This window comes from Paenibacillus sp. FSL M7-0802 (genome assembly GCF_038004945.1).
Lineage (GTDB): Bacteria > Bacillota > Bacilli > Paenibacillales > Paenibacillaceae > Paenibacillus > Paenibacillus polymyxa_B.
In genome coordinates this window covers 4,681,984-4,707,336 of sequence record NZ_JBBOSD010000001.1, presented here as the reverse complement: position 1 = coordinate 4,707,336, position 25,353 = coordinate 4,681,984, and the positions used below count along the sequence as shown (strand labels likewise).

Here is a 25,353-nt window from a genome sequence, read left to right as displayed (position 1 = left end):
AAGCACCAACCCCTAATCTCAACGCCACTCCCCTACTTTAAATGCATTTTGAATTGCAGGAACAATTCATTGTAATGAGCGAGCATACGCTTGCCTAGATTGTTGTATACTTCAAGCTTATCTGTAATTTCGGACGGAGGGTAAAAACGCTCGTCGCCAGAGATATCTTCAGGCAACAACTTCTTTCCATCCTCGTTGGGTGTGGAGTATCCTACAAACTCGGCATTTTGAGCGGCTACATCGGGCTGCATCATGAAATTGATGAACTTATGGGCCGCATCCACATGCGTAGCAGTTTTTGGAATAACCATATTATCAAACCACAAGTTGGAGCCTTCATCCGGCACGATGTAATCGAGCTTCTCGTTCTCATCCATGATTTCAGACGCATCACCGGACCATACAACCCCGGCAGCAGCTTCCTCGTTTGCCAGCAGCATTTTAATCTCGTCACCGACAACCGCCTTGACATTGGGCGCTAATTTCTCCAACTTCGTCAAAGCCTGCTGTAAATGTGCCTCATTCGTATCGTTCAAGGAATAGTGAAGGCTGTTCAGTGACATCCCTACGACTTCCCTCGCACCATCAACCAACAGTAGGTTATTACGCAGCTTCGGATTCCACAGACCGTTCCAGCTATGAAAATCAATGCCTTTCGTCAGCTCCGGGTTAAACACAATCCCGACTGTACCCCAAAAATACGGTACCGAGTATTCATTATTCGGGTCAAACGACAGGTTTAGAAAATGAGAATCCACATGCTTCAAATTCGGCAGCTTACTGTGGTCCAACGGGAGCAACAAGTGCTCCTGCTTCATTTTAGCCAAAGCATATTCTGAGGGAACCGCTACATCAAACGAAGTTCCTCCCTGTTCGATTTTCGTCAGCATCGCCTCATTGGAATCAAAGGTCTGATAAATGACAGTAATCCCCGTCTCCTTCTGAAACCGTTCCAACAGCTCGGGGTCAATGTAGTCTCCCCAGTTGTACACCGTCAGTGTGTTGCCACCGGAGTAGCCTTGACTGGAATTAAGCCATGCTGCAACCCCCATCAGACCAAACGAGATGATGAAAATGGACAGAAACACGCGCACAAGTGACTTCATCTAGGCACCCCCATTTCTGCCGCAGGCTCTTTTTTACCATTACGATTCGCCTTGCGCATAATAAAGTAGTAACCCACCACCAGCAGCACAGTAAACAGGAAAATGAGCGTGGATAGCGCATTGATGGACAAGGAAACCCCTTGACGGGCACGTGAGTATATTTCCACCGATAAGGTCGAATAGCCACTACCTGTCACAAAAAAGGTCACCGCAAAATCATCCAGCGAGTATGTTAACGCCATAAAGAAGCCCGCATAAATCCCTGGCTTGATAAAGGGTAGAATCACCTTGGTCAGCACATCCATTCGGCTGGCACCCAAATCACGCGCGGCATCGACCAGAGATGGACTCATTTCCTGCAACCTCGGCAAAATCATAATGACCGCAATCGGTACACTAAATGCAATATGGGATAATAAAACGGAGTAGAAACCCAGCTTAATCCCGACCATCGTGAACAAAATGAGGAAGGAAGCGCCAATAATGACGTCCGGGTTCACGATCAATACATTATTGAGCGACAGCATCGTGTTTTTGACTCGACGGTTCTGCATCTGATGAATAGCCAGCGCCCCCATAATGCCAATAATCGTAGCCAACGCAGACGACAGCAAAGCAATCACCAAGGTGTTAATGACAATAATGATCAAACGGGTGTCTGCAAACACCTCTTTGTAATATTGGAGTGTAAAACCTTCAAACTCATGCATCGTCCCGCCACTGTTGAAGGAATAGTACATCAAATACAAAATAGGTGCGTACAACACGAGAAAAACAATCACCAAATAAATATTCCCGAATCGGTTTTTATTTACCATGCCGCACCCTCCGTTTCGTTCCCGAGGTGAGCAGCATAATGATCCCCATCGCCAAAATCAGGAACACGGCAACCGTAGAGCCCATACCCCAATCCTGAGTAACCAGAAAATGCTGCTCTATCGCCGTCCCCAGTGTAATCACACGGTTACCTGCAATCAGGCGGGTAATCATAAACAGCGACAACGCTGGAATAAACACAGCCATGCAACCGGATCGCACACCCGCAAGCGTTAACGGGAAAATAACCCTGCGAAACGCGGTCCATTTGGAGGCTCCCAAATCACGGGCTGCGTCCAGCAATGACGGGTTTAACCCTTCCAGCGCGTTATAGATGGGCAAAATCATAAAAGGCACAAAAATATAAACCGACACAAACACAAAGCTGGAGCTGGTAAACAATAATTGCTGACCACCCAACCCAACCATACCTAACACCGCATTCACCGGGCCATAGGTACCAAAGATCCCGATAAAAGCATACGTTTTGAGTAGCAAGTTAATCCAGGTCGGCAAAATAATGAGCAACAGCCACAGTTGCTTATGCTTGGTGCGTGTGAGCAAATATGCTGCCGGGTAAGCAACTAACAGTGAAAATACAGTGATCAGAAATGCATACCAGAACGAGCTAAGCGTCATGCTCAAATAAACAGGTGTCAGAAACTGAGCGTAGTTGTTGAAGGTGAGATGACCATCCACATCAAATAATGAATAGTAAAACACAAGTACAACCGGAGCTGCCACGAACAGCACAATCCATAAATAGTAAGGCAGCAGATACGCTGCTCTTGTATTACCGGACATGCTGATCCACCTCTTCATAGGCTTCCAGACGCCGATCAAATTCTTCCTCTGTTTCCCCGAACCGCATCACATGGATCGCTTCCTGGTCAAATCGCAGACCGATTTCACTGCCCAGCTCCGCCTTTTTGGTAGAATGTACGAGCCACTCCTGACCCGAATCATCATAGCAGCTTATTTCATAGTGAACACCTCGGAACAATTGGGTATCCACTTTTACACGTAGCTTGCCTTCAGCCACACTCGTAATCTCCAAGTCCTCTGGCCGGATCACAATTTCAATGGGCTCGTTCGGACGTAATCCTCCGTCAACACATTCAAACTGTCGACCGTTAAATTCCACTTGGTAATCCGCAATCATCCGTCCTGGGACAATATTGGATTCGCCGATGAAATCAGCAACAAACCGATTAATCGGCTCATCATAAATATCATTAGGCGTACCACTCTGCTCAATCTTACCTTTATTCATAACAAAAATTTCGTCCGACATGGCCAGCGCTTCCTCCTGATCATGCGTAACGAAAATAAAGGTAATTCCAAGACGCTGCTGCATTTCGCGCAAAATGTACTGCATTTCTGTACGCAGCTTTAAATCCAGTGCAGACAACGGTTCATCCAACAACAGAACATCAGGCTCATTGACGATAGCCCGTGCGATGGCTACACGCTGACGCTGTCCCCCGGACATCTCAGAAATTTCTCGCTCACCGTAGCCTTCCAGATTGACAAAGGACAACGCCTGTGTCACCTTCTCCTGAATGTCCTTTTTGTTCATCTTTTTGATGCGCAGACCAAAGGCTACATTTTCAAACACATTCAGATGCGGAAATAGCGCATAATCTTGAAAAACCGTATTGACCTGCCGCTCATTGGCTGGAACACGATTAATGAGTTTTCCATTTAAATAAATAGAGCCTTCTGTCGGCTCCGCAAAACCTGCAATCATACGCAGAATCGTTGTTTTACCACAGCCGGAAGGACCCAGCAGTGTATAAAATTTACCACGCTCAATCTCAAAGCTGACGTCCGCCAGCACTGGGGGATCGTTGTCATATTGCTTGGTCACCCGTTCAAATCGGATGATGGTTTGCTCTCCCATAACACCCTCCTTCAAAAATTCGACTTCATTCCATTTCATTCTTTTCATTAAACATAATTATTCAGGGCGTATCATTTACCCTTGAGACTTCCATGTAAAATAGTCTGTCAGCACACGAATGGCTACACCAATCGCTTCCTCCGCAGGTTCCAGCTTCGCATGATGCAAACCATAAGGCGTATCAACACCAAGCCAGAACATCAGACCGGGAATTCGCTCCAGAAAATACCCAAAGTCTTCTCCCGTCATCGCTTCTCCGCATTCAATAAGCTGCACATCCTGCCGATTACGGACCCAGTTCATAAATTCCTCGGTCACCTGAGCTTCATTGTACACTTGCAAATAGTTTGAGCCATAGTGAATCTCTGCATGGCATTCAAATCCAGCTTCAACACCGCGTACCAGCGCTTCAATCCGTGATTTAACCAGCATCATTGTATCGGCTGACAACGTTCGAATCGTACCCTCCAAACGGGCGGTTTCCGCGATAATATTTTGCTTCGTGCCTCCGCTAACCTTACCCACGGTAATGACCGCTGCATCGAGTGGATTCACATTACGGGCTACAACCGTCTGTAATTGTCCCACCAGTTGGCAAGCAGCTACTACCATATCATTCGCCTTGTGTGGATACGCAGCATGCCCGCCCATACCCTTCAGGTCGATGAAAAGCTCCGACGTATTGGCAAATAGGATGCCCGGGCGAGTCGCAATTGTACCGACAGGATATTCAGGTGCAACATGCAGCGCGACAATTTCATCGGGTATCCAGTCTGCCAGCTCCATGCTGTCCCGCATAGGCAAGGCTCCGCCCGGCCCTTCCTCAGCAGGTTGAAACAGCACAACCAGGTCATCCTTAATCGGATGGCTTGCAAAGTGAGTAACAATTCCCAATCCAATCGTCATATGTAAATCGTGTCCACAAGCATGCATATAGCCGGGATGGTTCGAACGAAAATCGTACCCTGTCTCTTCTTCAATCGGTAAACCATCCATATCACAACGATATCCATAGCGGCGTTCAGGAGCTGTTCCATGAATGAACACTAACACGCCCGTACGCCATGTACGAATTTCCAACCGCTCCTGAGGGAGCGTTTCCAAATAATCCAGCAAATATTGCTGTGTTTTGTATTCCTCAAAACCTGGCTCGGGAATTTGGTGTAAATCTCTTCGTATTTGGACAAAAGAACGATAGTCGACCGTACTCATTACCGCTACGCCTCCTCTTTATAGCTCATCAGCTCTTATCTGGCAAAAGAACAAAAGGACAAAAGCCCGGCGCAGCCGCCGAGCCTTGTCCGTTGTGCTTCGTCCCTAAGTTATGCTGTCAGTGCATCATGCTTCTGACAAGGAATCGTTCACCTTTGGTACATAAAAAACTTTTGCCTTCTTACAGAACGCGCAGTTCTTTCAAAATCTCAGTTTTAGATTTGGTCTTATCGTCGACCTGTTTGATCACACGTGCAGGTGTACCCGCCACTACGGAGTATTCAGGCACATCTTCAGTTACGACAGCTCCGGCTGCAACAACTGCACCTTTACCAATTCGCACGCCTTCCAATACAACCGAATTCGCACCGATCAATACATCGTCTTCTACTACAACTGGCTGTGCAGATGGTGGTTCAATGACACCCGCCAGGACAACGCCTGCACCGATGTGACACATGTTACCTACTTTAACACGACCGCCCAGCACAGCATTCATATCAATCATCGTGCCTTCACCAATGGTGACACCGATGTTAATCACTGCACCCATCATGATGACTGCGTTGTTACCGATGCCAACCATATCACGAATATATGCGCCTGGCTCAATGCGGGCATTGATGCCTTTCAGATCGAGCATAGGAACAGCAGAGTTACGGCGGTCATTTTCCACCACGTAGTCTTCTTCTTTCGCGTTTGCGCTATCCAGTACAGGCTTGATATCAGCCCAATCCCCAAATACAACACCACTGTCTCCAGAAATAAAAGCTTGAACATTCTCGCCAAAAGATGCGGAAGCCAAAGCTCCTTTTACATATACTTTAACAGGCGTCTTTTTCTTGCTGTTTTTAATCACGTTGATGACTTCTTGTGTATTCATTTCGATGGACATAGTAAATCTAACAACTCCTTCATCGCTTCATACGACTTCGCAAGCCGGAATGATCTTATTCTCTCATCCTTTATAGCACAAAAGTGCAGGTCTCGCAATTATAGATTAGACCCTTATAGCTCTAACCTAGCCCTTAAAATAACTATTTTCAGCGGCATGACTGCCTTAAATTCATAATTGTAAGCCGCCGACCACCCCACACCAAAGTAGGGTTATTTATTAGCTTGCAGGCTCTCCAGCGATGTATAAATGAAGGATTCGAATCCTTCAGCAGGTTCACCTTGTGGAATGTTCACTTTCACGATGAAACCGCCTGTTTTATTTTCTACAACAATATATTGTTGTGTCATCTTCGAACTGCTCGCTTGTAAGAACAGACGGCTACTGGACAGCGCTTGAGGGACGGATGCTTTGTCCAGCTTTTGCACCTTGCCGATGGAAGCTAGATCCTTTTCGCCTTCTTTTTGAAGCTCATCCAGATTAAAATCGGAGGGCAGCTTTGTAATTTCAGCATAATAGTTATCATCTACAGCCAAGGCAACACGGTTTTGATCGGGAAACAGGGACATCGGATCAAACACATACAGTGAATATCCCTCTCCTTTTGCCAATGTTGCTGTCTGCTTTTCCTTTTTTCCTTCAAGGGTAAGCTCAAAAGCTTGAGTTTTCGAGCGTTCCCCGCCTACTGCTTGACTGGAACTTCCGTTTTGACTGCTATCTGTTGCAGCCTCTGTTTTTTGTATTTTCGTTAAAGTCAGTTGCTTCGCCGTCGCGTCGCCCTCTACTGCTTTCTCGTTATATTCAAACGCTACTGTATCGCCTTCTTTAAGACCAGCTATTACCGTGTCCAGTCCCTCCCCCAATTGGAAGGATTGGGCTTCGCCATTGGTTTCAATCTCTACCGTATGCGGGTCAGCAGCTCCATTGTATACACCTGTGCCTTTTTTAACCTCCGGCTCAGCGACTGGCTCCGGTTTAACTTGCGGCTGCTGTTGCGTTTGCGGTTGGTCTGCCCCTTGAGGTGCGTTGTTATTGGTTTGCGGTTTCGTTCCACAGGCTGACAGAGCCAGCACTGCTACTACAGTCAGTAGTATGATTGAAAATGTGTTTTGTTTTTTCATAAAATCCACCTCCACTATGATAGACGAGCTTGTGCAGCAAAAGTTCTACGCAACGTCTCACTTAAAATCCTACCTCCTGCTCCCGTTTATAATATTCTCAGGATTTTGCAAAATCCTAATACCACGGGAATGTCAGGTACGGTATAATGGGCTGTATTAAACCTATTTTTCGAGATACCGCTTGGAAGGAACATAGACGTATTTACTTTCTTCCATACGGATGGAGCTGCCACATGAATCAAGCACACAAACCGTCGTTTTCCTTTGAATTATTGTACATCATAGGTATTATCGCTATTTCGTTCTCCTCGATCTTCGTAAGATGGTCTGAAGCCGAGGTGTCCGTCATCGCTATGTACCGTTTGTACCTAACCAATCTGATCATGCTGCCTTTGGTCTGGAAATACCGCACTGAGCTGTTTAGCCTGACCCGCAAGCAGTGGATGCTGATCCTCTGGTCCGGCATTGCGCTAGGGCTGCATTTCTTGCTCTGGATGGGCTCACTGCGACTAACCACCGTTGCAAGCTCTACCGTTATTATGACATTGGAGCCGATCCTTGTCATGCTCGGTTCTTTTTTGTTTTTCCGGACGGGCACGAATCGCGCTATGCTCATCGGAATGGGTATGGCTTTTATCGGCTCACTGGCCATCGGAGCTGGAGACTTCCACGTATCGGGACAAGCCCTGCTCGGGGATGCACTGTCCTTCTTGGGTATGGTAGCCGTGTCCATCCATATGCTGATGGGCAAGCATCTGCGCGAGCATTTGAGCGCGTTTGTGTATAATTTTTGGGTTTTCGCCATCGCAGCCACCTCACTTGCGCTGTATAATGTGGTCAATGCCATTCCTTTTACCGGATACGCTCCACGGGAATGGGGACTGTTCCTGCTGCTTGCCATTGTGCCTACGCTGTTCGGACATTACCTGTTTAACTGGCTGCTCAAATACATTAACGCCACCGCGGTGTCGATGGCGGTACTCGGCGAACCCGTTATTTCTTCCCTGCTAGCTTGGGTGCTGCTCGGGGAAAGGTTGTCTACTTTACAATTTGGTGCAGGCTTTTTCATCCTGTTCGGGGTATGGATTTTTATCCGATACGGAGCGGATTTTAAAAAGAAAGTCATCCACCAAAGTGAGTTGCCCGACACTGAGCATCCCCTGAAGGTCAGCTCTTAACTTATTTACCCCATTTTCATAAACCATACTCAACGGATTAAATTTACTGTTAAATAAAGGAAGGCGGAATCCTCTATGAAATCCATCGTATCCAAACGCTGGCTGCTGGCCCGATTGTATGAGCCGGACATGATCATTGCTGACTGCCGTTCCCTGCTCGGACAAGCCGGGGCTGGACGGACTCAATTTAATGAAGACCATATTCCAGGGGCGGTTCACTTCGATTTGGAAGAAGACCTTACTGCTCCTCTTGGTGAGCATGGTGGTCGCCATCCATTACCTGATGCGGATACACTTGCCGCACGTCTGAGTCTTGCCGGGATCAACGCATCTTCACGCATCGTCGCTTATGATGACCAAGGCGGTATGATGGCTTCCCGCTTCTGGTGGCTCCTGCGCTATCTCGGGCATGAGCAGGTGTATGTGCTGGAAGAGGGCTACAGCGCTTGGAAGGAAGCAAAGTTTCCCGTTACGGCAGACCAGCCGATTCGCATTCCAAGTACATTCACACCGAATGTACAGCCGCAAATGCTCACAAATATGCAAGAAGTGCAACGTGTATCCGAAGATTCTGTTCCTGTTGGCTCCTATATCGGTTTTTCACCTATATTGATCGACTCCAGAGAGCGGCTGCGTTACCTGGGACTGGAAGAGCCCATAGATCAAGCTGCGGGGCATATCCCCGGTGCGGTGAATTACTTTTGGAAAGAAGTATTGGACGAAAAAGGCAGCTTTAAAAATGCGGAACAATTGCAGCAGCACTTTGCCGACCTTGATCCAAACGCAGAAATTATCGTGTATTGCGGTTCTGGCGTATCCGCCTGTCCCAATGTACTGGCCCTGAATGAAGCTGGATTTAGTAAGGTCCGTTTATATCCGGGAAGCTGGAGCGACTGGATCAGCTATGAGGAGAATCCGGTGGCGACCGGAGAGGAATAAAAAGTTTTCAACGGATATACAGGTTCTAAAGACAAATACACTGTCCTAAGCGATTAGGCTTACGGCAGTGTATTTGCTTTGTTCAAAAAGCACAAAAAATCAACTTGAGCTGAGTGAAGCAATAAAACGATGTAGTTGAAGTTGCTTGCTTCTTAGAATAGCTATCAAATCTTTTGAACAAATATATATCTTAATTCATATTTTTTCTGTTGTTTTTCTGCATATATCAGAGTCTCTCTTATGGAACCCGTTTCTAATATATTCAAATCATTAAAATGTCCTTTTAAATCTTCTTCAGTAAAGAAGTGAGCATATTTCCCTTTCTTGTATTCATATGTTCCTTCTTCAATTTCCCTACCCACACCATTATTAAAATCACAATCAGAAAAACATGTGAAATACATTACTCCCAATTCCTTCAAATGCTTCACGCAATTCTGTATCAGTTTTTTTCGATCTTCTAACAAAAATAAATGCAATAAATCATAACAATATATTCCATCATACCTTTGGCATGTACTAAACTCTAATACCGATTCTTGAATAAAATTCGTTTTTAAGTCCCATTCTTTTGCTAGATCTATAGCTGAACTAGATATCTCAATTCCATCAACCTGAAAATAAGAAGAGAACGCCTTTGTATTTCTTCCATATCCAGCACCAGGAACCAAAATATCATGTACATTATTCTTTTTGAACAAATCTATAGCTTGGGTTACAGTTTGACTTGGTTCACAACCCCAAATCATCCCTTCTTCAGTAAATCTTTTGTTCCAATAATCCCCCACATGATTCACCCGCCTATATACTCACATAGCTTTTCTTTTAAGTTCATCAATCTGTCTGATATGATGTTGATCATGCCAGATAAAATCTCTTAAATATGATATTACAGTAAACTTCCCGTTAGCATATTCTTTAGTAAACTTATCGTCTTCAAAACTCTCTATACTCTCCAATATCATGTTACGGTACTGAATAGTCATTTTAATTAATTCTTCTTTCGTTTTTGTTTTTCCATATTCAATAGCATCCTGATTAAATTGTTCAAAATCCATATGTGTTAATGTCAAAGGTTTATTGTTTAATATCGGATTTATTGCTGCTTCAAAAAAGTATTTATCCCACAGCAGTATATGACTTACGACATCCTGAACTGACCATTTACCTTCAGCAATCGTTATTTGCCAATCCATTTCACGAATCTCAGAAACAAAACTGATCCATTCTTTGAACTCCTCTAGTAACCGTGACTTCTCATTCATGGTATCACGCTCCTTTTTTCAAATTGCAATTATTTAGGATAACGTTTTTGTATTCACGCTCCCCCAAAGGGGTTGTCTGCTGAAAATCCTTTTTCGAGACTCCTTCTCGCAGACCTAGGCTCCGTAAGGAGATGCAGTTGAATATTAAGTATAGGATATCCACCACATTTTTTTGAGCTACTAACATCTTCTAATCCCACATAACTCACCTGATAAATAAGACGAATATTCTGTCCTAACCAAACCAGAAAATCACTCTTACATCTTCAGCATTCCCTAATTTCAATAATTTTGGAATTGTTTCATTGATGAAGTTCGAACATGTATTCATAATATTTCTGTATTCCATAAATTGATCACAATAATAATTTTCATCCCATTTAAAATTAATTAAATCCTTCAATAATAGCCAACTGTGGTCATAAAAATCATCTTTATCCTCGAATGCAACTTCACTCAATGGAGGGGAAATATCCACTGGAAGACCTCTTGGCAAAGATATAAACTTTAGATTATGATCATTCCTAGTATTCGATAGAATACTAAATAAATCATAGTTTCTATCCCCACTGTAAAATTCATAAGGATCACTTGGTTTCAATTTAGAAGTCTTGTGTTCTGGATACAGATAGTAATAAGGGTTAACAGTCCACTTATCTACACTTAACCAAGTAGCAGTATCATTTAATTCTTGCTTACTCTTTTTGATTTTTCTCCAAGTACCATCAATCTGTTCACATTCGTCTCTGAAGTACCTTTTCTCTACAAAAAACCAAATGTCTGTACCCACATATAGCCTCCCACAATGTTTTTTGCATACACCCTACTTTAAAAGTCTCTGTACCGTACCAAAGGAAATCTTCATATTAGGTGTTATACTAACCAAGATTTATCACTGAACTCTTTAGAAAAAGTTGCTTCTGCTTCATATTGTTTTTGATATTTTATTGGCTTGCTTAATTAATTCCATGCCTTTGTCAATGCCAGTATATGTTGATCCATTTGGTAGCAATGGAAGAAGCTTTAGTCCTAAATATCCAAAATCGCATCCATAATCTATGATCTTTACAGGTTTATTTATCTTCCAAACCCTTTGTATAAGAAATTCCAAGTAATCATCGTTATAGTACAACCAGCGGGTATTTCTTAGATAATCAATTTTATTGTCCCAGTAATATCAGACATAAAAATCCCCCTTGTTATTTAATTTGGCGATTTTCAGCTAACGTTTATGTATTTATCCCCCGAAAGGATTAAGGTGCTTCAGCACCGAGTCAAATACTTAGCCTTGCAAGGTTGATCGCCTGAGCCCCAGAGAGATAGCTTGGAGAAGTATAAATTTCCGAATTTTCAATTCGAAGATGTACATCTGCCCAACCAATATTACTTAGTGTATAAGTAAATTTCATGTATACTCTCCTTTTCAATATTACGGTTATTTCGGCTAACGTTTGTGTATTCACGAACATGAGAACCTTAAGGCTCTGAAGGAGCTGCCCGCTACATGGTTAAGTTCTCAGACGGTCCACTGAATTTGCTTCTTGAGCCGCATCTAGTGGACCAAGGAAGCGAAAGCGACTACAGTGTGAATACGATGTTAGGTGGAATGCACTGAAATACTCACATAATTAATTCAATTTTCCCTTTAGGCTCTACTCGAACTAATACCTCTTCTATAGTCATTTCTGGAGTTATAATTATCGTTTTGTTTAGGTTCCGACTTAAATCTTTTAGAAAGTTCATGAGTACATCTATTTTTTTCTCTGAGTCTATCTGTATTGGTGAAATATCAAATTCAATAACGCTTCCTTCATAAAAATGCCCACAAATATCAATTTCACTATATTCAATAGTTATCCCAATACTTGCTTCTTTTTTAATTCTTAACAATTCAGCAATATCCCTAATTCTAGTTAGTAGCCCATCTATAGTTACCTGATAATTAATCTCACTACTTTCTAGGTAATTAAAAATTAAAGCCCATACTTGGATGTCTGTATCCAATATATAAATATCCCTTAGACTTCCATCTTTAAAGAATACTTCATTTAATACTTCATCGTAATTCATTCAAGCCTCCTAACACTTCGCATTTCACCTAAACGTTCTTGTATCTACGAACCCTCACCACCTTAAAGGAACGTTAGCGTCTGGCGCATCATGGTTAGATGGTGCAGGTTGTCTGCTTGATTCCGCTTCCTCGGGCAGAACAAGAAGCGCCCTCAACGCAGCGTCAGATACTGTGTTAGGTGATGTATGTTCTTCGTAAAACTACTATCCCCTTCTATTCTTTATTAATTCTATCCGCTCGTATCCAATCCATCTCTTGAATGTTTAATAATTCTTTAAACTCTTCTACTAACTGATGCTTAGATTCCAGTTGTGTATAGTAATTATTATTCAAAATATCGTCTAATTGTTTTATTCGCTCATTATCTAGTTCAAAAAATCTAAATGTTTTTAGATTGCAATTTGTAAACTGTTTTGCTATTTTCTCATTGTATTCATTAGATCTCAGAACTTCTTCAATTAATTCAGTTCTGATTTTGTCCCCTCTAGGGTCTACATATAAAAATTCAATGTGATCTTCCTCTGGATATCTTTCTTCTGCAAGCTTAATAATTGAAGTATCTAATAACACATATGATATATGAAGACTTGCTATCTCTTGTGAATTGTAAACTACACGGTATCCCCAACAGTGATCTTCAAAATTATAAAAATATAACACTGGGATTTTTTCTGAAATTTGAAATAGACTTTCTGGAATTTCTTCACTTTCTTCTGTATCTTTGGTTACGAAAACAAACCATTTGTCATTTAAATCCTCCGCGTATATAGGATCATGCTCAAGAATTGCTTCTTTATATTTCAATAGTGATAAGCTTCCTGAAGTCAATTCACTCATTGTTTTGGCTCCTTTTTGTTTTTTTAGTCATATTTCAGCTAACGTTCTTGTATTCATGAACCTCTAAGGGGTTGTCTGCTGAAATTCCTCTCCGAAATCCACCTCGCAGACCCATACTCCGTAAGGAGCCGCTGCTTGGATATGATGTTAGGCGATACCCTTGATTTCTTTTGAGTTCCTTAAAATAGTCTTATTACTACTGTATTTTAACTTCTCAAATCGACAACCATCGTGATTGATGAATCAACTTTCCCAACTTCTTTAAATCCGAATCTCTCGTAGAGTTTCATTGCGGCTGCATTGCTCGGATCAACACTGAGGGATAATTTTTTTATATTCCTCTTCCTAGCTTCTTTAAATAATTCATCCATTAAGGCCATTCCGATTTTTCTTCCCCTGTATTCTTTTAACAAAGCCATTCCTAGTTCGGGTACATCATTATCAATAAATCCAAATCCCTTATTATCCTCGTTAAAATATCGAACTGTTATTGATCCGACGGGTTCACCCTCATGGTTCATTGCTATAAATCCAAAATCCCCCTCTCTTCCCCAACCTTCAATATACTTTGATATATAAGGGTCTTTTATTATCGCTTTATCGAATGGCTCTTGACCTTCTGGGACAAATAATGATTCATATAACATCTCCCATAAAAAAAACACATCATCTTCTATTATTGGTCGGATTCTGTATTGCATCATTAAAGTTACCTCATTTCTAGATTCTCAAAGGTTTCACCTAACGTTTCTGTATTCATGAACCCCAAAGGGGTTGTCTGCTGAAATCCCTCTTCGAAATTCAACTCCCAGACCTAGGCTCAATTGTGGACGCAGCTTGAATATAATGTTATGCGATTCCTCTATCCTCTCCGAATCAACGTTCCAAAGATTTGCTTGCTTCTGTTAATTCATCATTTACCTCTAAATATTTCAATGTTTTTTCAATATCGTCGTGGTCCATTGTATTCGTTATAATTAGATGTTTAATATTAAATCCTGGTATTTCCATTTCTTTTTTAAAGTGATTTACTAATTTTTGAGGGGTTGTCACCAAACTCCACCGTTCACTTCCATCCGAAAAGGTAAGGGTCACCTCCACCAAATCAAACTCCTTTGGATCATCATCAAACTTCCATGTTTCTAAATAAGGCACTTCTATATTTCCTTCAATAAAAAATGCTTTTGATATCCAAACTGCTTTCCCGTGGTTTCCAATGATTCTATACTTATCCCTGTCCTCATTTTTTACGATGTATTTATTACCTCTTGTAAGTGCATGAGCATAAACGCCTATACTCATACAAGTTATGATTGGTCCCTCCATCAATTCACTTCCATACCGTATTTAATTTACTGAGGTTTCGCATAACGTTCCTGTATTCATGAACCCCAAAGGGGGTGTCTGCTGAAATTCCTCTTCGAAATCGACCTATCAGGCCAAGGCTCCGTCAGTAGCTGCTGCTTGAATATGATGTTAAGCAATGTCATTGCCTTCCATGATTATTCTGACACATCTGTTCCAGTCTTTATCATCTGTATTGATTTCTCTTGTAGGCACTTTCGATTGTTTGGCTTGTTCTCTTAACATATTTTGTGTTTCCAATAATTCGTTTACTGACATTTTTACTGCTTCAGGCTTGTTTATCCATTCACTTGGATTTCTGCTTATAATTCTTTCTTCAGCCATTTCAGGAGAAATAGTTAGCAATATGCACTCTGCACCTAGAGATACGAGTTTTTCTTCAATTGTCATGACTTCAATGTGGTCTGAGTTGGAGAAAGCTACCCTGTGATTAAGGTGGAATCTTTCTAAAACGTAAAATAGTCCTCTGGCCCTTCTTGATGCAGGCCCTAACTGTACAGCCCATTCATTGAGCTTTGTTAACATTTCTGTTCTTTCCTTCAGTAAGGTTAAATGCTCTTCTTGAGATAATCTTAAAAACTTCCCATGCTTGTTATTCAATATTTGTGTGTAATGTTCACCAAGAATAACTACACTTCTCTCTGCCGATTCATCCTGTGATTGGTACTGCTTAATAGCCCTCAATACCGATGTCTTACCCGCATTAGAAAATCCCTCAAGAATTACTCCTTTGATATGCATGCTTTTCCCTCTCTATACCCAGCAATGACTTCGCTTAACGTTCCTGAAATCATGAACCCCTCAAGAGGTTGTCTTTGTCTGCCTGATCAAACCTCCCCGGAATGCCTCTTGCAGACCAAGGCCGTCAGGCTTGCAGCAATAATAGTTTGTTATGAGAATTTACATTGAGTTACCTACACATTATCTACTCAAATCTTCTAAAAGCCCTCTGATATTCTTTCTAAAATCTTCAACCTTCATTTTGTTTCCATAATGGTCTAATATGTCTTTAAATATCCCACTTTCGACACATAACTCAAAATCATTCAGTTGGTCAATTAATTCATTAATGACTTCACCTGATTCCATTTGTTTATAGAGCTCTGTATATTCTTTCAACATTTTTATATCTGAATCATAATTGCTATAAAACATTGCGAAAAAATGCTCTAATGTAACGTACTCTTCATCCGTTGTATTCAATGTTTGTCACCTCATAAAATGTAGTGTAACTCCTATTTGTTTTGATTTTTAATGTCCTTCGCAATTTCTCATAACGTTTCCGCATTCATGAACCCCAAAGGGGTTGTCTGCTGAAAACACCTCCCCAAAATCCTCCTCGGTTAGGCAGTAAAGGGTTATCGGCGAATATACTCTCCTGCTAATAAATCTACTTCTTCGAAACCGCTACTTTAAACTTCGCTCCGGACCAAGAAGTCATAGCCACACAGCGTTGAATATGTTGTTATAGGATAGGGACGCCTACTGATATACTTACTAATATTCTTCAAATTTGTATTTTGTTAATTTATTTATTTCAATTACTTGTTCTTTATTAAAATAGCCCATTAGGCAACCTTGATCTAAAATTGAAATATACAATTTCATGGATTGTTCAGTCTTTATTAGTTCGTTAAATTTCTTGAATATCTCCATATCCAACCAATCATCATCTACTTTCATTTCCCATCTGATAAGTTCATTCATATATTCAAAAGAAACCCATGCAGTACCATTCTGAATATCTACGTAATCCGTTATATTATTTAAATTAAGTTTTGTTATATTCTCTAATCGTATTATTATTCTTGCATAGTCTCCATGGTCCTCAATACATTCAGTATCTAAATACCAAATTTCCTCAGATACATTTATAAATTCACCATTCACTTCAACTTCTCCACCTAAAGTAAGTAGTAGCAAGTTGTAGGGATCTTCTTCATATTCATTTCTCGAAAATTCTTCCAAAAGTAATTCTTTCTTTAAATCTGCACTCATGAAGATGCCCAATTCAGAAAGTTTGTTTAGTTGATTTTCAAATATTGTTTTCTTTTTCTTAAATAAACCAAACAACTTAAACACCTTCTTTTTATGGTTTGCGTCCCTTTTCTATAACGCTTGTATTCATGAGCTCCGTCAGGGGTTGTCTGCTGAAATGCCTTCTCGAAATCTATCTCGCAGACTAAGGCACCGTAAAAGTCGCTGCTTGAATATGATGTTAAGTGATGTCTTTGCCTTCTACAAATCAGTGTACATTATTATTTTTCTATTATTCTAAAAGTATTATTAATAACTCTTTCATAGTTTTCCCATTCAAAATAAAAGGGACCTAGATTTATTGATTTGTTCTCATGCTCCAACTTGAAATCCTTCCATATTACAATTTCTTCTTCCCTGTCAATTTTCACTGAGATATAACCACACTCTTCATCTCCACACCAAGGACATACAAGTATTGGATATCTATAATACATATGCTCATGTGGTTTCTTTAGCAAAAAGTATTGAATCATTTCTTTTTGATGATCTTCGCTTCCCCATCCTAAGGATGGAACCATATCGTGCTTCTTGAGCATTTGGCAAAGTGATCTTCCATCAATAATTAAATCTGCAAATTTTGTGTTCTTATTCCCATCTTGCTCTGGGTCAAATTCATCATATCGGCTGGAAAGTTTAGTTTGTAGAGTATTTATCGTTGTCATTGGTTTCTCCTTGTTGATTATCATATATAGATTTCACTTAACGTTGATGTATTCACAACCCTCACCGACTTAAAGGCCGAAGGCCTGGCGTGATGCGCTTAGTCGGTGCAGGCTTGTCCTATCAGTCACTTCCTCGCCTAATGCTTCTTGGACCAATGGTCGACTTGCCTCGGCCCTTAGCGTTGAATGTAATGTTAGCTGAAGCATTGTAACTTCTTTGAATCTGCTTTAATTATTATTTTTCTGATTTGCTCGCTCTTTTATCGTTTTAATTACTCCTCTATATCTTTCTACATCATATTGAAAATTCAAGCCATGCGTAATCATTATGCTCTTTAGATCATCAAATTTATGTATTAATTCTTCTAAAAAATCTATTATTTGGTCCCAAGAGAAAGCAAATTTATTAGAAGTCTTAACGAATTGTTCCTTAAAAGGCGATTGCTCAGTTAACCAAAACAATCTATCATCCTCATGACTGACTTCAACATTGTATCCCCCACAACCAAATATACCGCAAGTACAAGTGAACATAGGATACTTTCCTGGACAAATTAATGATTTTAAAAATTCGTCTTCAACAAACACTTCATCTTCGTGCAACTTATTTCCGTTTATATATAAAGCTATCCTCCAATCAATAACATGGACCATTCGCCCATTGTGTCTTGTTATATTTTTGTATTCTTTTCTTATGTCAATTTCCATATTTACTGACAGTACATCAAGTTTATTTTCATCTACTTTTTTTAAGAAAATCTTCATCGCTCTCCCCGAACTTCATTGTATGATCACAATATTTCGCCCAACGTTTCTGTATTCATGACTCCCTCAGGGATTGTCTGTCTGCTCCTGCCTCTTCGAAATCCCTCTGGCAGACCAAGGCCATTGCAAGACCCGAAGCATGAATATTATGTCATATGATCATTACATCTTCTATGGAATACCTACAGTCCTTAATTCAGCTTCCATTATTGCAAAGTATACATCCATGGCAATTTAAATAGATGTTATGCTTTTCGCATTTGGGATACCCTCTTGGAATTGTAGGATTATCATCCTCCTCTTCAATTTCTGACCATTCTATATAATTGTCCATGTCAACATCTTCTTTATTAAATACTTTAATCATTAAGCCAAATTGATTCAAACAATTAACAACCCAATCTTGACGTGGTTTATAGCTTAATTTGTCCCACCCTAAGCCATCTGCTGCATTTGAAATCGTATCTAGTATAAAATTTTTCTCGCTTTCAAAAGAGTCTATAGTCCAAGGCATTTCATCAATATCAAAACCAACTGTTCCTATTCCAACTACAGACTGATCCCTTTGTGCTAGCCAAATAATTATTTCTTTTTCTCGATTCGTTTTAGCTAGTATTGATCCACTAATAGCTAGAACTTCAATAAAAACTGAGTTTATCCGTTTGACATACCTATGGGTTCAACTACATCATTTAATTCTTTTGGTAATGAAATGGTGTTCGCCATACTATGCTCCCCACTTTTCAACTTGGTTTATATGGTGATTTTCATCTAACGCTTCTGTATTCATGAACCTCAAAGGGGTTGTCTGCTAGAATGCTCTGCGAAATCCATCTCGCAGACCAAGGCTCCATTCAGAGCCGCAGCTTGAATATTATGTTATATGATGTATCTGCCTTCTTGAACTGCTGGCATAATACCTATATGGTGTTATAATAGATGTTCTTTATGTATATATGATCCCCATAAGGAATCTCTTTTGGATAATCTTCACTGTTGATATCCAACTTCAGTAAATCATCATCACTCTCATTTATTTTACTTTTAATCTCTGCCCTTAAGTGAATATTATTGAAGATATCCCTTATTCGCTTATCATGATTAATTTCACAGCGTACTCCTAATTTCACCATGTTATGCTGATCAGTAAAGTCATTGAACAAATCTATTAATATAAAAATATTCTTATCAATATTTCGTGAAAAACACAAAAACATCTCCCTTCCCTACTCTGGAAACACCCTCTCCATATGATAAATACTGGTTATATAATTCCATAATATTAAATCTTATATTTAGTTGTCTCATTAATTCCTCTAAACTAAACACCCCATCTGTATCATCTATCAAATCAAAAAACGGTAAATAGAAAGAAAATTCAATATATCTCTTCATTCTTGCTTCCTTTCATTATTTCACAAAGTTAACTTTTGCATATATTTCATATAACATGATATATGTTATCTGATGTACGGCCTTCTTCGAGTGCTTTCTCTAATATTGTGTTCTCTGTGTTGTGGACTCCTTTAACCATTCATTTAATCCATCTGTACTTATATAAATATCAGTTCCAATTCTAATAAGGGGAAACATCTTACCAGAATATGAACCAGTGGTCTCTAACATATTTTCCTCACTAGAAATGATTGTCCTTACTTGGGGTTCAGTTATATTTAAGTAACCAGCTGTTTCTTTGATTGTCATTAGTGGTTTATATTCTTTATGATTTGTTCCGTTTTTGTTCAGTTCTCTGTCTCCGGAATGACTAATAAACAAGCCAGTAATAACAATAGAGAGACCTAATATGAAAGAACTAATTATTGTACTTAGATTTAGTCGATTCATTGCTCTTGCCTCCTATAAATAAATCAATTGTCGTATTTCAGATAACACTTCTTTATTCATGGGCCCCGTCAGGGGTTGTCTGCAAAAACCCTCTTCGAAATCCAACCAGACCTAGGCTCCATTGGAGACGCAGCTTGAATATTATGTTGTCAGATGTCAGTACCTGCCTTGATTTACTCAACGTCAATTTTTGTTTAAATCCTTTTTCAGTATTATTTCCAGAGGTTCATTCTCAAACATTAAACATCCAGCATCTCTATATCCAAGCTTTCTATAAAAATGCTGAGCTCCTTCATTCGACTGTGTTGAGGTCATGACCATTTCAAATCCTTTTTGTTTCATTAATTCTTCCCAATAGTGGACAACTTTTTTACCAATACCTGTTCCTCTATACTCCTCATCTATCCATATCATATTCATAAATGGTGTGTTGTCCCAAAAAAATCCATATCTCATCCAACCTATTTCTTGATTGGATTCTCTAATTATTAGAATTTCATTTTCTTTTATTTTTGGTCTTATCAATGTCTTATGTATGTGCTTGTCTCTTAACGAGATATACTCATAATCTGATTCAATCGCAAAATCAATCTTCATTGTAGATCCTCCCATTTCACTTTCATTGAATATCTTCTTGGTAACACATAGTACTGATGTCTCATAACGTTTGTACATTACATAAGTTTATAAAGTCTTTTTAAAAATGTATAAGTCACCTTCTTCTCTAACTTTAGTAAACCCACACTTTGAGTAGAAGTGATGATTCTTCACACTCCAGCTAGGAGTATCCAGCCACCATTCAGTGCTGTCTGGAAATTTATTTTCAATTTTCTCCATCACCTTCGTTCCGATTCCTTGATTTTTAAAATTTGGATCAATAAAGATTCTTCCTAGATTATGCACTTGATTACATTCTACGAATATCAAAGCTCCCCCGATTATTTCTCCATTAAAGAGCACCTTGAAATATTCGCAATTTTGCATCATCTCTTCTTGCCAACTTATGGAGTCATATCCTATTGGCCCAACGGTTTCGTTGTTATTAAAATGCTTTGACTCATCCTCAAAACTGGCCTTTTGTATTTCAGCAAGTTTTTGTGCATCATTTTTTCTAGCTTTTTCTAGTGTCAGCACCAAACATACCTCCATTTTCTTTTTACTTTTTTCCTTACACAGGTTTCGCCTAACCTTCCCGTACTCATGAATTCCAAAGGGGTTGTCTGCTGAAATCCCTCTTCGAACTCCATCCCAACAGGCCAAAGCTCCGTGAGAATTCGATGCTTGAATATTATGTTATCAGAAGTTACCGAACTTCTTCACTATGCATTCAAAATCAATCTGCAAATTTTTTTATCAGCGAATTTTCTTATATGGTCTTTTTCCATTTTGTAGTTTGATTATTAGTTCATATGCATCTTTTCGAATTATATTAATTCCAATTGGCAAAGAGTGTATCCATAAAGTGACCTCCAGTTCTTTCGCGTTCTTTATACTATAGCTTTTAGTACTTTTGAGATCTTATTATTATGTTTTAGTAATTCAAGAATTTCTGATAACGTTTGTGTATAAAACCTCTAAATTAGAGACTCAAATGGACGATGTTCGTTCGTGTCCCTCGACACCACGGTTCAGCAAATTCCAAAATTGTTCAACCATGACCGATGCCGGATATGGCATCGAACGAGTAATCCACCATTCCACTACCCCCACCGCTGCTGAAATTAAAAATTGCACCGTAATGTCCCTGTTCATTTCCTGATCGAGGTTGATCGAATCCAGATGCTCGCTCAGACTTTGCCGAAACATTGTCTCCATTTGGTTCCGAAAAACCGTACTTCCCTTGTTCGTTAGCATTCTAGAGTAGAATGAAGCATGCTGCTCCAAATATTCAAACGTGCGCAGTAGTGCGGTTTTGGAAGGGAGATGAAAGAAATTATCTTCAGACATACAATTGCGCAGTAACTCGTTAATTTGAGCTTCCATGCATTGATCGCGTAGATCGTACTTGTCAGCGAAATGCAAATAAACCGTTCCGCGATTGACATTCGCTTCCTCCGCAATTTGATTGATCGTAATTCTCTCGAATTCCTTTTCTGACATCAGCCTCATAAAAGCATCAATAATGGCTTGCCTCGATTTTTGAATACGCCTGTCCATATCCTTCTCCCCTTTGTACCATCCGAAAAAATGAACATTTCGAAGTCCTCTGTTGAAAAATCAACAACCACGCTTGTTTTAACCATTGAACCCCATATACCGCTCTGTTACATTCACTTTATAAAATTTATGTTGATGATTCAACATATGTTCAATTTTAGAGGAGCTGTAATCATGAAATCTATTGTTTTACAATGTTTGGATAATTTAATTTACATTGAATTAGGAGGGTTTAAAAATTGAAACTTACAGGAAACACGATTTTTATTACAGGCGGCGGTTCGGGAATTGGACGTGCGTTAGCAGAAGCTCTCCACAATCTTGGAAACAAGGTTATTATCTCCGGTCGACGTAAAGAGCGTCTGGAGGAGACGATCAAAGCGAATCCCGGCATGTCCGCAGTGGAATTGAATGTACAAGATCCTGCCAGCATAGAGGCGGCCGCCAAGCAGCTAATCGAAGAATACCCGGATGTGAATGTCTTGATTAACAACGCCGGCATCATACAGTCCGATGACGCGGCGGGCATGATCGATGAGGATGTTTTGATTTCGACTGTCACTACAAACTTGCTAGGTCCCATTCGGTTGACTTCTGCATTCATCGAGCATTTGAAGTCCAAAGAAGAAGCGGTTGTCATCAACACGACTTCAATACTTGGATTTGTACCATTAGCGACAACTGCTGTATACTCCGCGACGAAGGCAGCACTTCATACCTATACGCTGTCCCAAAGGTACATGCTTAAAGACACATCGGTAAAAGTAATAGAAATTGTGCCCCCATGGGTTCAAAGCAACAACGATGAACCACGGGCGATGCCACTTACTTCATTCATTGATGCAACAATAAAGATACTTGGTACGGATACAGACGAAGTTCTGGTGGAAGAAGCGAAAATGTTTCGAAATAACCCCGGCCGGAACGAAGGTGATTTTGTGACGCAGCTTAACGATAGGATGAATTCTGAACCTCCAAAGATCCATTGATCCACCTGTAATTCAATTTTCAAAAGTTTAGGCGAACATGAAGTAGACACTCAGCTCTATCTACTTCATGTTCATTTTATTGCAACTTGCTCGTGGAGTAAGAAAAAGCGCCAAGCGGTCACACCTATGTTTGTCTCTTAAATAATCCCGTTGATTTCACATAGCGTTTGGGTATTCCTGAAGTTCAAGCAGTATAAGGTGACCATTAGGAATACTCTTCAGACTTAACAGGTCGAATGTGTCCGGTGAATCGGCTCCTCCGAAACACCTCTTCCAGACCAAGCGAAGAGCTTGTCCTACTCGGATGCGTTTAATTCGATGTTAGATGATGTTGTCCACTTCTTCGAGTTGCATTCAAAGTAATTATTATTCTTGTTTCCATTTATGTGTTTCGAGTAGTTTTCCAGTTTCATAATAATACTTTATTACTTCAATCATAGGAATTAATTCTATACAAATGTTATCGCAATAATTGCTTAACTGACCACCAGCAACTAGAAGAATTTCATTGTTTCCCTGTTTATCGTTCATAAGAGTATATATATTACCATCAATTGTAATAGACACTATGAAATATTCCGTTCCGCCTCCAACTAATGCTGAATCTGTGTCTGGTACCTCAAAAAAACTAATGTAAATTTATCTCCATCGAGTTTTCTTAAAAAACTTAAAATGTCTGCCCATGTAGGATTCATAACTATTTCTTCATTGAATGTGGTCCCAATCCATTCATCAATGCTAATAGATTTTATCATTTTTTCTTTTCACCCTTTTTAGATGGTTTTATTTATTTGGGTGATTTCATCTAACGGTTCTGTATTCACGACCCCAGCGAATGCTAGGGTGTCCTGCAACTATCTCCTTTTCCGAAATCCTTCTGCCGGGCCGAGGGCGTATGTCCGATGCGTGATACTATGTTATCAGATGGACTATGACAATTTTGAGGGTATTTACAAAATTTCTTCTCCCTTTAATATTTCATTTGAGAACTGGTCCACAGCCAACCACGTTGAAACATCCTCTTTGATATTCTTATTCCAAGCAATTAAAAAATGTACTTGGCATATCTCATTAGAATCAATTAGTGTCATAGGAATTTTAATGCCTTTATCAGAACTTAAGATAAAACCGTACTTTTCAAAGTCAGAGTTCAAACATAGCGATTTAGGAATCATATCTCCTTGATTTCTTCTTGCCATTAACATATCCCCGTCTTGTGTTCCCAAGTGTAAACGGTATACCTGATTCTCGTATTCGACAGCTTCAAGATCTTCCCCAGTATTAGATCCATAATCTGTCCAACTGTAACCCTCTTTCCAAGAAGCAGAAAAGCTGCACGTACTTATCTGAGCATTCATATAAGGCTTTATTCTAAATACTGCTCCCCAACACTCTTCTACTGTCAAATGTAAAGCGTGATTGAGCTGGGGTCTACAGACAACTAGCTCACAATCAAATGAATCATAATAATATTTATATAATGACCCACCATTTTTGAGTTTATAACTTTGTTCTGGATGATAGAAGTTATCAGAGACTGTGAGTGAAAATTCAATTATTCCAAGAGGAGTATGTATTTGTGGCTGTAAGAGATTGTTTTCTTTAATTAAGACTTGTTCTCCATGAAATAGCTTCATTATATTCCTCCTCGTAGTCTTTCTGATAACATTTCTGTATTCATGAACTTAAAGGGGCAATCCCTATTCGAAACCTAGGCTCCGAAGGAGACGCAGCTTGGATATTTATGTTATATGATGAGGATGTCTTCTTCGAACTTCCTACAGTCTATTTTAGTATTCTCCATTGTATTCAATAAAACTGGTTTGTTTAAAGAGTGTAATATGATATGGGGTATAAACATACTTTGAATTCGGACTTAAGACTTCAATAAAACTAATTGCTGCATCTATATAGTCTTCTGATGAGAAAACATCTTCATCTAGGAATCCACTTAAGAGTGCTGCATCTCCTTTATATTTCAAACAAAGATAGCCATACCCAGGGTCAACTATAACTAAATTTATTATGTCATCTTCTTCTTGTTCTTTGGAGCTATCGAAAAATCTAACTATTATGTCCTTATCTTTGTAATAAATCTCGGTGTCACAGGAGAAATTCTTATAGCTAAACTTCATTGTACTATCTCTCCTTCTTTTAGATTTTTTTAGCTGTTTTAAAAACTAATTT

Annotated in this window: 31 protein-coding genes and 2 pseudogenes; 3 read left to right on the top strand and 30 right to left on the bottom strand. The window is 39.8% G+C overall.

Features of this window, described 5'->3' with window-relative positions; all coding sequences use genetic code 11:
• Positions 1 to 32 precede the first annotated feature (32 nt).
• The 7 genes from MHB54_RS21635 to MHB54_RS21605 all read right to left on the bottom strand — a co-directional run bounded on the left by MHB54_RS21635 (position 33) and on the right by MHB54_RS21605 (position 7,053).
• Entirely contained in the window at positions 33 to 1,106 is a 1,074-nt protein-coding gene (locus MHB54_RS21635; RefSeq protein WP_028542540.1) for an ABC transporter substrate-binding protein, read from the bottom strand.
• Entirely contained in the window at positions 1,103 to 1,924 is an 822-nt protein-coding gene (locus MHB54_RS21630; RefSeq protein WP_023989585.1) for an ABC transporter permease, read from the bottom strand. The genes MHB54_RS21635 and MHB54_RS21630 overlap by 4 nt, the downstream gene beginning before the upstream one ends.
• Positions 1,914 to 2,726 (bottom strand): ABC transporter permease, encoded by an 813-nt coding sequence (locus MHB54_RS21625; protein ID WP_023989586.1) that lies wholly within the window; start codon positions 2,724 to 2,726, stop codon positions 1,914 to 1,916. Before MHB54_RS21625 ends, MHB54_RS21630 begins: the two co-directional genes overlap by 11 nt.
• Positions 2,716 to 3,825: an ABC transporter ATP-binding protein gene (locus tag MHB54_RS21620; protein ID WP_023989587.1), complete on the bottom strand. Its 1,110-nt coding sequence runs from the start codon at positions 3,823 to 3,825 to the stop codon at positions 2,716 to 2,718. Before MHB54_RS21620 ends, MHB54_RS21625 begins: the two co-directional genes overlap by 11 nt.
• Before the next feature lie 75 nt (positions 3,826 to 3,900).
• Positions 3,901 to 5,037, bottom strand: coding sequence for an N-acetyldiaminopimelate deacetylase (locus MHB54_RS21615; protein ID WP_023989588.1), 1,137 nt, complete (start codon positions 5,035 to 5,037; stop codon positions 3,901 to 3,903).
• A gap of 181 nt (positions 5,038 to 5,218) precedes the next feature.
• Entirely contained in the window at positions 5,219 to 5,932 is a 714-nt protein-coding gene (gene dapD, locus MHB54_RS21610) for a 2,3,4,5-tetrahydropyridine-2,6-dicarboxylate N-acetyltransferase (protein WP_013311259.1), read from the bottom strand.
• 212 nt (positions 5,933 to 6,144) lie between these two features.
• Positions 6,145 to 7,053 carry a hypothetical protein gene (locus MHB54_RS21605; protein WP_264454733.1) on the bottom strand — a complete coding sequence of 303 codons (909 nt, stop codon included), beginning with the start codon at positions 7,051 to 7,053 and terminating at the stop codon, positions 6,145 to 6,147.
• Between the two features lie 233 nt (positions 7,054 to 7,286).
• Between MHB54_RS21605 and MHB54_RS21600 the strand changes: the two genes are divergently transcribed.
• On the top strand, positions 7,287 to 8,231 hold the full coding sequence (locus MHB54_RS21600; protein ID WP_254347534.1) for a DMT family transporter: 945 nt from the start codon (positions 7,287 to 7,289) through the stop codon (positions 8,229 to 8,231).
• Between the two features lie 75 nt (positions 8,232 to 8,306).
• Entirely contained in the window at positions 8,307 to 9,170 is an 864-nt protein-coding gene (locus MHB54_RS21595) for a sulfurtransferase (protein ID WP_264454732.1), read from the top strand.
• A gap of 164 nt (positions 9,171 to 9,334) precedes the next feature.
• On the opposite strand, the gene MHB54_RS21590 is transcribed toward MHB54_RS21595, so the two are convergent.
• The 20 genes and pseudogenes from MHB54_RS21590 to MHB54_RS21495 all read right to left on the bottom strand — a co-directional run bounded on the left by MHB54_RS21590 (position 9,335) and on the right by MHB54_RS21495 (position 22,177).
• Complete coding sequence (locus tag MHB54_RS21590) at positions 9,335 to 9,958, bottom strand: class I SAM-dependent methyltransferase (RefSeq protein ID WP_165178531.1); 624 nt, start codon at positions 9,956 to 9,958, stop codon at positions 9,335 to 9,337.
• A gap of 21 nt (positions 9,959 to 9,979) precedes the next feature.
• Positions 9,980 to 10,435 (bottom strand): DinB family protein, encoded by a 456-nt coding sequence (locus MHB54_RS21585; RefSeq protein WP_061829686.1) that lies wholly within the window; start codon positions 10,433 to 10,435, stop codon positions 9,980 to 9,982.
• 235 nt (positions 10,436 to 10,670) lie between these two features.
• Positions 10,671 to 11,225 carry a hypothetical protein gene (locus MHB54_RS21580; protein WP_264454731.1) on the bottom strand — a complete coding sequence of 185 codons (555 nt, stop codon included), beginning with the start codon at positions 11,223 to 11,225 and terminating at the stop codon, positions 10,671 to 10,673.
• A gap of 138 nt (positions 11,226 to 11,363) precedes the next feature.
• Positions 11,364 to 11,594, bottom strand: a pseudogene (locus tag MHB54_RS21575) (methyltransferase); the annotation flags it as partial.
• A gap of 115 nt (positions 11,595 to 11,709) precedes the next feature.
• A complete protein-coding gene (locus MHB54_RS21570) occupies positions 11,710 to 11,844 on the bottom strand; it encodes a hypothetical protein (protein WP_256703474.1) in 135 nt (44 codons plus the stop codon).
• Positions 11,845 to 12,055: 211 nt separating this feature from the next.
• Entirely contained in the window at positions 12,056 to 12,505 is a 450-nt protein-coding gene (locus MHB54_RS21565; protein ID WP_068942469.1) for a protein export chaperone secb, read from the bottom strand.
• 214 nt (positions 12,506 to 12,719) lie between these two features.
• Positions 12,720 to 13,343, bottom strand: coding sequence for a hypothetical protein (locus MHB54_RS21560; RefSeq protein ID WP_068942470.1), 624 nt, complete (start codon positions 13,341 to 13,343; stop codon positions 12,720 to 12,722).
• Between the two features lie 206 nt (positions 13,344 to 13,549).
• Complete coding sequence (locus MHB54_RS21555; RefSeq protein ID WP_028542549.1) at positions 13,550 to 14,047, bottom strand: GNAT family N-acetyltransferase; 498 nt, start codon at positions 14,045 to 14,047, stop codon at positions 13,550 to 13,552.
• A gap of 172 nt (positions 14,048 to 14,219) precedes the next feature.
• The gene (locus MHB54_RS21550; protein WP_034095065.1) at positions 14,220 to 14,669 is read right to left on the bottom strand and encodes a hypothetical protein; all 450 of its coding nucleotides are present in this window, start codon (positions 14,667 to 14,669) and stop codon (positions 14,220 to 14,222) included.
• Between the two features lie 150 nt (positions 14,670 to 14,819).
• Positions 14,820 to 15,449: a hypothetical protein gene (locus MHB54_RS21545; RefSeq protein WP_068942471.1), complete on the bottom strand. Its 630-nt coding sequence runs from the start codon at positions 15,447 to 15,449 to the stop codon at positions 14,820 to 14,822.
• A 180-nt stretch (positions 15,450 to 15,629) separates the two neighbouring features.
• Positions 15,630 to 15,911, bottom strand: coding sequence for a hypothetical protein (locus tag MHB54_RS21540; RefSeq protein WP_068942473.1), 282 nt, complete (start codon positions 15,909 to 15,911; stop codon positions 15,630 to 15,632).
• Positions 15,912 to 16,205: 294 nt separating this feature from the next.
• The gene (locus MHB54_RS21535; RefSeq protein ID WP_264454730.1) at positions 16,206 to 16,790 is read right to left on the bottom strand and encodes a hypothetical protein; all 585 of its coding nucleotides are present in this window, start codon (positions 16,788 to 16,790) and stop codon (positions 16,206 to 16,208) included.
• Between the two features lie 176 nt (positions 16,791 to 16,966).
• Positions 16,967 to 17,410 carry an oxidoreductase gene (locus MHB54_RS21530; RefSeq protein ID WP_258296607.1) on the bottom strand — a complete coding sequence of 148 codons (444 nt, stop codon included), beginning with the start codon at positions 17,408 to 17,410 and terminating at the stop codon, positions 16,967 to 16,969.
• Positions 17,411 to 17,638: 228 nt separating this feature from the next.
• Positions 17,639 to 18,175: a hypothetical protein gene (locus MHB54_RS21525; protein WP_075154541.1), complete on the bottom strand. Its 537-nt coding sequence runs from the start codon at positions 18,173 to 18,175 to the stop codon at positions 17,639 to 17,641.
• Between the two features lie 196 nt (positions 18,176 to 18,371).
• A complete protein-coding gene (locus MHB54_RS21520; protein ID WP_264454729.1) occupies positions 18,372 to 18,689 on the bottom strand; it encodes a hypothetical protein in 318 nt (105 codons plus the stop codon).
• A gap of 406 nt (positions 18,690 to 19,095) precedes the next feature.
• A pseudogene (locus MHB54_RS21515) lies at positions 19,096 to 19,570 on the bottom strand (hypothetical protein).
• 99 nt (positions 19,571 to 19,669) lie between these two features.
• Positions 19,670 to 20,020: a helix-turn-helix domain-containing protein gene (locus MHB54_RS21510; protein WP_023989601.1), complete on the bottom strand. Its 351-nt coding sequence runs from the start codon at positions 20,018 to 20,020 to the stop codon at positions 19,670 to 19,672.
• A gap of 183 nt (positions 20,021 to 20,203) precedes the next feature.
• Entirely contained in the window at positions 20,204 to 20,617 is a 414-nt protein-coding gene (locus tag MHB54_RS21505) for a GNAT family N-acetyltransferase (protein WP_340981991.1), read from the bottom strand.
• A gap of 87 nt (positions 20,618 to 20,704) precedes the next feature.
• A complete protein-coding gene (locus MHB54_RS21500) occupies positions 20,705 to 21,154 on the bottom strand; it encodes a GNAT family N-acetyltransferase (protein WP_340981990.1) in 450 nt (149 codons plus the stop codon).
• Positions 21,155 to 21,607: 453 nt separating this feature from the next.
• The gene (locus tag MHB54_RS21495) at positions 21,608 to 22,177 is read right to left on the bottom strand and encodes a TetR/AcrR family transcriptional regulator (protein WP_340981989.1); all 570 of its coding nucleotides are present in this window, start codon (positions 22,175 to 22,177) and stop codon (positions 21,608 to 21,610) included.
• A 239-nt stretch (positions 22,178 to 22,416) separates the two neighbouring features.
• Here MHB54_RS21495 and MHB54_RS21490 point away from each other — a divergent pair, with 239 nt between their 5' ends.
• On the top strand, positions 22,417 to 23,166 hold the full coding sequence (locus tag MHB54_RS21490; RefSeq protein ID WP_340981988.1) for an SDR family oxidoreductase: 750 nt from the start codon (positions 22,417 to 22,419) through the stop codon (positions 23,164 to 23,166).
• A gap of 366 nt (positions 23,167 to 23,532) precedes the next feature.
• Here the strand turns inward: MHB54_RS21490 and MHB54_RS21485 are convergent, their stop codons facing one another.
• The 3 genes from MHB54_RS21485 to MHB54_RS21475 all read right to left on the bottom strand — a co-directional run bounded on the left by MHB54_RS21485 (position 23,533) and on the right by MHB54_RS21475 (position 25,301).
• The gene (locus tag MHB54_RS21485; protein WP_160789279.1) at positions 23,533 to 23,733 is read right to left on the bottom strand and encodes a hypothetical protein; all 201 of its coding nucleotides are present in this window, start codon (positions 23,731 to 23,733) and stop codon (positions 23,533 to 23,535) included.
• Between the two features lie 383 nt (positions 23,734 to 24,116).
• On the bottom strand, positions 24,117 to 24,803 hold the full coding sequence (locus MHB54_RS21480) for a hypothetical protein (RefSeq protein ID WP_069080340.1): 687 nt from the start codon (positions 24,801 to 24,803) through the stop codon (positions 24,117 to 24,119).
• A 153-nt stretch (positions 24,804 to 24,956) separates the two neighbouring features.
• Positions 24,957 to 25,301: a hypothetical protein gene (locus MHB54_RS21475; protein ID WP_340981985.1), complete on the bottom strand. Its 345-nt coding sequence runs from the start codon at positions 25,299 to 25,301 to the stop codon at positions 24,957 to 24,959.
• Positions 25,302 to 25,353: the final 52 nt, after the last annotated feature.

Coding starts and splice junctions, on each gene's coding strand:
- MHB54_RS21635 (WP_028542540.1), bottom strand. CDS start 1,106: ATGAAGTCACTTGTGCGCGTGTTTCTGTCCATTTTCATCATCTCGTTT.
- MHB54_RS21630 (WP_023989585.1), bottom strand. CDS start 1,924: ATGGTAAATAAAAACCGATTCGGGAATATTTATTTGGTGATTGTTTTT.
- MHB54_RS21625 (WP_023989586.1), bottom strand. CDS start 2,726: ATGTCCGGTAATACAAGAGCAGCGTATCTGCTGCCTTACTATTTATGG.
- MHB54_RS21620 (WP_023989587.1), bottom strand. CDS start 3,825: ATGGGAGAGCAAACCATCATCCGATTTGAACGGGTGACCAAGCAATAT.
- MHB54_RS21615 (WP_023989588.1), bottom strand. CDS start 5,037: ATGAGTACGGTCGACTATCGTTCTTTTGTCCAAATACGAAGAGATTTA.
- dapD (WP_013311259.1), bottom strand. CDS start 5,932: ATGTCCATCGAAATGAATACACAAGAAGTCATCAACGTGATTAAAAAC.
- MHB54_RS21605 (WP_264454733.1), bottom strand. CDS start 7,053: ATGAAAAAACAAAACACATTTTCAATCATACTACTGACTGTAGTAGCA.
- MHB54_RS21600 (WP_254347534.1), top strand. CDS start 7,287: ATGAATCAAGCACACAAACCGTCGTTTTCCTTTGAATTATTGTACATC.
- MHB54_RS21595 (WP_264454732.1), top strand. CDS start 8,307: ATGAAATCCATCGTATCCAAACGCTGGCTGCTGGCCCGATTGTATGAG.
- MHB54_RS21585 (WP_061829686.1), bottom strand. CDS start 10,435: ATGAATGAGAAGTCACGGTTACTAGAGGAGTTCAAAGAATGGATCAGT.
- MHB54_RS21570 (WP_256703474.1), bottom strand. CDS start 11,844: ATGAAATTTACTTATACACTAAGTAATATTGGTTGGGCAGATGTACAT.
- MHB54_RS21565 (WP_068942469.1), bottom strand. CDS start 12,505: ATGAATTACGATGAAGTATTAAATGAAGTATTCTTTAAAGATGGAAGT.
- MHB54_RS21560 (WP_068942470.1), bottom strand. CDS start 13,343: ATGAGTGAATTGACTTCAGGAAGCTTATCACTATTGAAATATAAAGAA.
- MHB54_RS21555 (WP_028542549.1), bottom strand. CDS start 14,047: ATGATGCAATACAGAATCCGACCAATAATAGAAGATGATGTGTTTTTT.
- MHB54_RS21550 (WP_034095065.1), bottom strand. CDS start 14,669: ATGGAGGGACCAATCATAACTTGTATGAGTATAGGCGTTTATGCTCAT.
- MHB54_RS21545 (WP_068942471.1), bottom strand. CDS start 15,449: ATGCATATCAAAGGAGTAATTCTTGAGGGATTTTCTAATGCGGGTAAG.
- MHB54_RS21530 (WP_258296607.1), bottom strand. CDS start 17,410: ATGACAACGATAAATACTCTACAAACTAAACTTTCCAGCCGATATGAT.
- MHB54_RS21525 (WP_075154541.1), bottom strand. CDS start 18,175: ATGAAGATTTTCTTAAAAAAAGTAGATGAAAATAAACTTGATGTACTG.
- MHB54_RS21520 (WP_264454729.1), bottom strand. CDS start 18,689: ATGCCTTGGACTATAGACTCTTTTGAAAGCGAGAAAAATTTTATACTA.
- MHB54_RS21510 (WP_023989601.1), bottom strand. CDS start 20,020: ATGAATCGACTAAATCTAAGTACAATAATTAGTTCTTTCATATTAGGT.
- MHB54_RS21505 (WP_340981991.1), bottom strand. CDS start 20,617: ATGAAGATTGATTTTGCGATTGAATCAGATTATGAGTATATCTCGTTA.
- MHB54_RS21495 (WP_340981989.1), bottom strand. CDS start 22,177: ATGGACAGGCGTATTCAAAAATCGAGGCAAGCCATTATTGATGCTTTT.
- MHB54_RS21480 (WP_069080340.1), bottom strand. CDS start 24,803: ATGAAGCTATTTCATGGAGAACAAGTCTTAATTAAAGAAAACAATCTC.
- MHB54_RS21475 (WP_340981985.1), bottom strand. CDS start 25,301: ATGAAGTTTAGCTATAAGAATTTCTCCTGTGACACCGAGATTTATTAC.